Below are 6,299 nucleotides of genomic sequence, written 5' to 3' on the forward strand. Positions count from 1 at the left end.
CAAAACTCATCAGGATGATGGCAAACAACACCTTTTGGCAGGGAAAGCACTAAGAACAAATGGAATTTTGGAGTACAACTTTTTGTACGACTCAGTTTTGCCCTTGTGGCATTTAGAAAGCGATAGGCCATCTATCGCTTTTTTTATCTCTATTTTTTACCAATTTGACGATAAATTGCACAATAGTACTCCACTCTAAGCTGACTTTCTGGTATGTTTCGCATCCCCGTTTGAGGATGTAAAGATGCACCATTGTCCGCTTTGTCAAAGCAATCACACTCATCACTACTTTGAAGACAAACACCGCCAGTACCTCGAATGTTCGAACTGTGCACTGGTCTTTGTTAATCCAGAGCAGCGATTGGATGCTAAAGCTGAAAAAGCGCATTATGATCTGCACGAAAACAATCCCAGTGACTTGGGTTATCGCCGCTTTTTATCACGCATGGCTGATCCTATTTGCCAACGTGTGGCATCTCAATCTCACGGGTTAGATTTTGGTTGTGGGCCAGGGCCAACACTTTCGATAATGTTGGAAGAGCTGGGCCATACCATGAAGTTATACGATATATACTACCACCCACAACGCGCGGTGTTAGAGCAACAGTATGACTTCTTGACTGCTACAGAAGTGATTGAGCACTTATATGAGCCAGCTCAAGTGTGGCAGCAATGGTTGAATTTAGTTAAGCCCGGTGGCTGGCTTGGTATTATGACCAAGATGGTTATCGATGTAGAAGCGTTTGCCCATTGGCATTATAAAAATGATCTCACTCATGTGATCTTTTTTAGCCAAGCAACGTTTGAATACTTGGCAGAGCGGGATAAGCTCGAACTTGAATTTGTAGGAAATGATGTAATTTTACTGAGGAAAACCCAGTAATGAGTCGTAGTAAAAAATCTAGATCAGGCGGCCCTGCTGCTGATGTTATCGTTGTTCGTAACCGTACCCAATCAGATGTTGAAGGTCGTGAACGTAAAAGAGACAAAAAGCGTAAAGGCTTAAAAACTGGCACGCGCAACTCTGAAGCGAAACAAAATAAGCAACAGCAATCAGCGCAACAGCGTGATCCTCGCTTAGGCAGCAAGAAGAAAATTCCTCTTATTGTCACTGAAGTGAAAAAACCAACTAAGGCAGAGCGTCGCGTTAGTGCAGCGAAAGAGCTAGAAATGTTGGAAAATGACGCTCAACTTCTAGTATTACTGGATCGTATCGAAGATGGTGAGAACCTAGGTTCGGGTCTACAGAAATATGTCGATGAGAAGCTAAATCGCATCGAAGTACTGATGAAGCAATTGGGTCTTTACGAAGAAGACATCGCTGACGATGTTGAAGAAGAAGAGATGCCAGCACCAGTAGCGAAGAAAGCGACGAAAAAATCAAGCTCAGACGAAGATCTACTGTCTGAATTTGAATCGTTCGATTTCGATCAATTTAAAGGATAACAGTCAGTATGAACGTAACCTTATTAGCCTTTGTCGGTGGAATTATTATTCTTGGCTTAGCGTCTTACGCAGGTTACCTTCTTCTCCAACTGAAGAAGCAAAAGGAATTGCAGCTTAAACATCAAAAGCTAGCGATTGAAAAACGTAACGCGAATATCTTTGAAAACGTCAACACACTTTGTTTGGCCGGGATTCAAGGACAATGTGATTTGTCAGAAATCAGCATTCGCGTTTACTGCATTATGGATTACGTTCAAGGTGATAACCGCGTGGATTTCGATACGAAGTTTCCGGCTACCGCTGAGCTCTACCATATCGTGAAGGACATGGCGCGTGGTGAAGATCGCCAAGCGCTGCCAAAACAACAGCGTATGCAACAGAATTTGGCCCGTCAAAAAGCAGAATCTCGCCTGCAAGATGCGATTGTTGATGAATTAAAACTGCTGCAAGAAACCGTGCAGCCGCTCAACAATCAAATCAATATTCAAATGCTTTAAGCCCCAACGGTAGTTCAACCAGACGATATTGCCTCGATCGCTTACACTTAGTAGTGAGTGATCGAGTTAGCAGTTCTGAGTTTTGCTACTCAAAAAACGGTTTGCTTTAGTTTCTACTTTTTAGGGCTATGGCAAAATAGGCCGTTCACATAACCATGACCTTTCAGTCACAAAGTGGAAATATCACCATGTCGCAGCAAGTAGTCGCAAGCCAACAAATTGTGTGGGATCAAACCGTTCTAGATAAGTACAACTACTCTGGGCCGCGTTACACATCTTACCCAACCGCATTAGAGTTTCATGAAGCTTTTACGGTGGCAGATTATGACATGGCGTGTGCCGCATACCCTGATCGACCACTCTCGCTTTATATCCATATTCCTTTTTGTCACAAGCTTTGTTACTACTGTGGTTGTAACAAGGTCATTACGCGACATGCGCACAAAGCGGATGAATATTTAGATGTACTAGAGGCTGAAATTCGCACGCGTGCGAGCTTGTTGCAAGGTCGCCGAGTGACGCAATTGCACTTTGGTGGTGGTACACCAACCTTTTTATCAAAAGCACAAATCAGTCGTGTGATGGCGATTTTACGCGGCGAATTTGATTTCGAGCCTACCGCAGAAATCAGCATCGAAGTTGATCCGCGCGAAATTGAGCTTGATGTACTAGACCACTTACGTGGTGAAGGTTTTAACCGCCTCAGTATTGGCGTGCAAGATTTCAATAAAGAAGTGCAAAAGTTGGTTAACCGTGAGCAAGATGAAGACTTTATTATTGCAATGGTTAAGCGCGCCAAAGAGCTCGGCTTCCGCTCAACTAATCTTGATTTGATCTACGGGCTACCAAAACAGACCAAAGATTCTTTTGCTGAAACCTTAAAGCAAGTGTTGGAAATGCAACCGGGTCGTCTATCGGTGTTTAACTACGCGCACATGCCGCAATTGTTTGCAGCCCAGCGTAAAATTAAAGATGAAGACCTGCCGCAAGCGTCGGAAAAAATGCATATTCTGCAAGACACCATTGCAACACTGACTGGTGCAGGCTATCAATTTATTGGTATGGATCACTTTGCCTTGCCAGAAGATGAATTGGCAGTGGCTCAGCGAGAAGGCATATTGCATCGTAACTTCCAAGGCTACACCACCCAAGGTGAGTGTGACTTGGTCGGTTTTGGTGTTTCGGCGATTTCAATGATTGGTGATGCATACGCACAAAACCAGAAAGAATTGAAAAAGTACTACGCACAAGTGAACGAGCAGCGCCACGCATTGTGGAAAGGCGTATCATTGGATAATGACGATTTGATTCGTCGTGAAGTGATTAAGCAGTTGATTTGTAACTTTAAGCTCGATAAAGACTTCATCGAAAAAGAATTCAAACTCGAGTTTAACCGCTACTTTGCTCAAGACTTGGAGCTACTACAAACCTTCATTAATGATGAGCTGGTGGAAGTGGATGAGAGCGAAATTCGCGTTACATTACGTGGTCGTTTATTGATTCGTAATATCTGTATGTGTTTCGATAAATACTTACGTGATCGCGCGCGTCAGCAACAATTCTCTCGCGTAATCTAATCGCCTTAGTGAGTTAGCTTGATTTGAAAGCCACGCATTTGCGTGGCTTTGTCGTTTAAGGCGTAATGAATTTCTCTTGTGCTACCTTCCATAACGCCTTGATGAGCGGGTTGTCTAATTGCGAACGTTTGCAGCATACACCCAGCTCAAACGGAGCGATTGAAGCCACTTTTAAGCGTTCTATCTTATCTCTTACTGGACTATTGTTGATCACCACATCTGGTGCAATGCCCACACCACACCCTAGTGCCACCATACTGACAATCGCTTCATGTCCCGACACTTGGGCGTAAATATTAGGTTTGATTTTCATCGCCTTAAACCACGTATTGGCACGCTCGCGAGCGGTACCCGCTTCAGGGACGATAAATGGAATGTCACTCCAATTGGGTCTTTGTTGTTGCAGCTCTTGGGCAAAGAGGCTTATCCCAGATGGTGCAATTACCGATAGAGGAATTTCACTAATAATCTCAAATGCTACTCTTGAAGGCAGTTGGCTCGGCATGGCTGAAATTGCGATATCCGCTTCATCATTAAGCACTTTATCGATCGCTTGCGCAGGGTCACCGGTTGAGAGTTTGAATTCAATAAAAGGGTGCTGAAGGCGGAACTCAGAGAGAAGTTCTGGCAGATGACTGTAGCTGGCCGTGACCGAGCAAAACAGACGTATTTCACCTTTTAGTTCTTGGTTTTGGTCAACAAATTGCACCTGATAGTTTTGCCATTCGGCGAGGATGTTCAGCGCCACCGGCAACAATTTTTTGCCCGAAGGGGTCAGTTCCACACTGCGATTGTCGCGCAAGAACAGTGCTTGACCAGATTCTGCTTCCAGCTTTTGGATCTGACGGCTTAAAGCTGATGGGCTAATGTGCATTGCTGAAGCGGTCTTGGCAAAGTTCTTACTTTCACATAGGTGAATGAAAAGCTGCAGACTCTTAATGTTCATTTTAGTTACGTCCATGTTGCATAAATTGCAATTACTAATTGTGAATATATCACTTTAAGCAATTTAATGTCTGCTTTAGTATCAGGTTATTCGGTAAGCAAAATTACCGACCAAACGGACATTATTCTTAAAGGAGAGCCCTACAATGGCTAACTATTTCAATACCCTAAACTTGCGTGAGCAACTAGACCAATTAGGTCGTTGTCGTTTTATGGACCGTTCAGAGTTTGCAACAGAAGCAGATTTTCTGAAGGGTAAAAAAGTAGTCATTGTTGGTTGTGGCGCACAAGGTCTTAACCAAGGTCTTAACATGCGTGACTCAGGCCTAGATGTAGCATATGCACTTCGCCAAGCAGCGATTGATGAGCAGCGTCAGTCTTACAAAAATGCCAAAGAGAATGGTTTTGAAGTGGCAAGCTACGAAGCGCTAATCCCACAAGCAGACCTAGTGGTTAACCTAACACCAGACAAGCAGCACACAAACGTTGTAGAAACGGTAATGCCGTTGATGAAGCAAGGTGCAGCGCTAGGTTACTCACATGGCTTCAACATTGTTGAAGAAGGCATGCAAATTCGTTCTGACCTGACGGTTGTTATGGTTGCGCCTAAGTGTCCAGGTACTGAAGTTCGTGAAGAATACAAACGTGGTTTTGGTGTTCCAACGCTTATCGCTGTACACCCAGAGAATGATCCAAAAGGTGAAGGTTGGGACATCGCTAAAGCTTGGGCTGCAGCAACAGGTGGCCACCGCGCTGGTTGTCTAGAATCTTCATTCGTTGCGGAAGTGAAGTCGGACCTAATGGGTGAGCAAACGATCCTATGTGGCATGCTGCAAGCTGGCTCAATTGTTTGTTACGAGAAGATGGTTGCAGAAGGTATCGACCCAGCATACGCCGGCAAACTACTGCAATTTGGTTGGGAAACGGTAACAGAAGCACTGAAGTTTGGTGGCATCACGCACATGATGGACCGTCTATCAAACCCAGCAAAAATTAAAGCGTTTGAGCTTTCAGAAGAGTTGAAAGATCTAATGCGTCCACTGTACAACAAGCACATGGATGACATCATTGAAGGTGAGTTCTCTCGCACTATGATGGCTGACTGGGCAAACGATGATGTTAACCTACTAGGTTGGCGTGCAGAGACCGGTGAAACAGCGTTTGAAAACTACCCAGAATCAAACATTCAAATCTCAGAGCAAGAGTACTTTGACAACGGTATCCTAATGGTTGCGATGGTGCGCGCAGGGGTTGAGCTAGCATTTGAAGCGATGACAGCATCAGGGATTATTGATGAGTCTGCTTACTATGAATCACTGCACGAATTGCCGCTAATCGCGAATACGATTGCTCGTAAGCGTCTATACGAAATGAACGTAGTAATCTCAGATACGGCAGAATATGGTAACTACCTATTTGCCAATGTTGCAACGCCGCTACTGCGTGAGAAGTTTATGCCATCAGTAAATACCGATGTGATTGGTAAAGGCTTGGGTGAAACATCAAACCAAGTGGATAACCAACAGCTAATCGATGTAAATGATGCGATTCGTAACCACCCAGTTGAGTACATTGGCGAAGAGCTACGTGGTTATATGACAGATATGAAGCACATCGCTGTAGGCGGCTAATCTCATAGTCTGAGCATGTGTTATGGGATAACGTCGTTGTCTGATGTGCTGATTTACTTGCGAAAACGGCGCGTCTTCTTCTTGAAATGAAGCGTTATCCCTGCGTTTTTGATTTGAATCGAGGACGCAAAAATAAAGACAGCAGCGACAAAAAAGGCTTGTTCCAAATGGACCAAGCCTTTTTAATTTCTCGCTTCTCGCTT

General features: G+C 44.2%; 6 protein-coding genes. 5 read left to right on the plus strand and 1 reads right to left on the minus strand.

Going from position 1 to position 6,299, the window contains the following annotated elements:
• The first annotated feature begins 244 nt into the window (after positions 1-244).
• The 4 genes from RH85_RS13615 to hemN all read left to right on the plus strand — a co-directional run bounded on the left by RH85_RS13615 (position 245) and on the right by hemN (position 3,520).
• Positions 245-883, plus strand: coding sequence for a class I SAM-dependent methyltransferase (locus RH85_RS13615; RefSeq protein ID WP_006713229.1), 639 nt, complete (start codon positions 245-247; stop codon positions 881-883).
• Positions 883-1,446, plus strand: coding sequence for a Der GTPase-activating protein YihI (gene yihI / locus RH85_RS13620; RefSeq protein WP_006713232.1), 564 nt, complete (start codon positions 883-885; stop codon positions 1,444-1,446). The genes RH85_RS13615 and yihI overlap by 1 nt, the downstream gene beginning before the upstream one ends.
• A gap of 8 nt (positions 1,447-1,454) precedes the next feature.
• Entirely contained in the window at positions 1,455-1,943 is a 489-nt protein-coding gene (locus RH85_RS13625) for a DUF2489 domain-containing protein (RefSeq protein ID WP_006713234.1), read from the plus strand.
• Between the two features lie 188 nt (positions 1,944-2,131).
• The gene (hemN, locus tag RH85_RS13630; protein ID WP_006713237.1) at positions 2,132-3,520 is read left to right on the plus strand and encodes an oxygen-independent coproporphyrinogen III oxidase; all 1,389 of its coding nucleotides are present in this window, start codon (positions 2,132-2,134) and stop codon (positions 3,518-3,520) included.
• 55 nt (positions 3,521-3,575) lie between these two features.
• Here hemN and ilvY read toward each other — a convergent pair whose 3' ends face one another.
• Entirely contained in the window at positions 3,576-4,466 is an 891-nt protein-coding gene (gene ilvY / locus RH85_RS13635; protein WP_006713239.1) for an HTH-type transcriptional activator IlvY, read from the minus strand.
• 145 nt (positions 4,467-4,611) lie between these two features.
• Here ilvY and ilvC point away from each other — a divergent pair, with 145 nt between their 5' ends.
• Positions 4,612-6,096: a ketol-acid reductoisomerase gene (gene ilvC, locus RH85_RS13640; RefSeq protein ID WP_006713242.1), complete on the plus strand. Its 1,485-nt coding sequence runs from the start codon at positions 4,612-4,614 to the stop codon at positions 6,094-6,096.
• Positions 6,097-6,299: the final 203 nt, after the last annotated feature.

The sequence above is a fragment of the Vibrio ichthyoenteri ATCC 700023 genome (genome assembly GCF_000222605.1).
Classification (GTDB): Bacteria; Pseudomonadota; Gammaproteobacteria; order Enterobacterales; family Vibrionaceae; genus Vibrio; species Vibrio ichthyoenteri.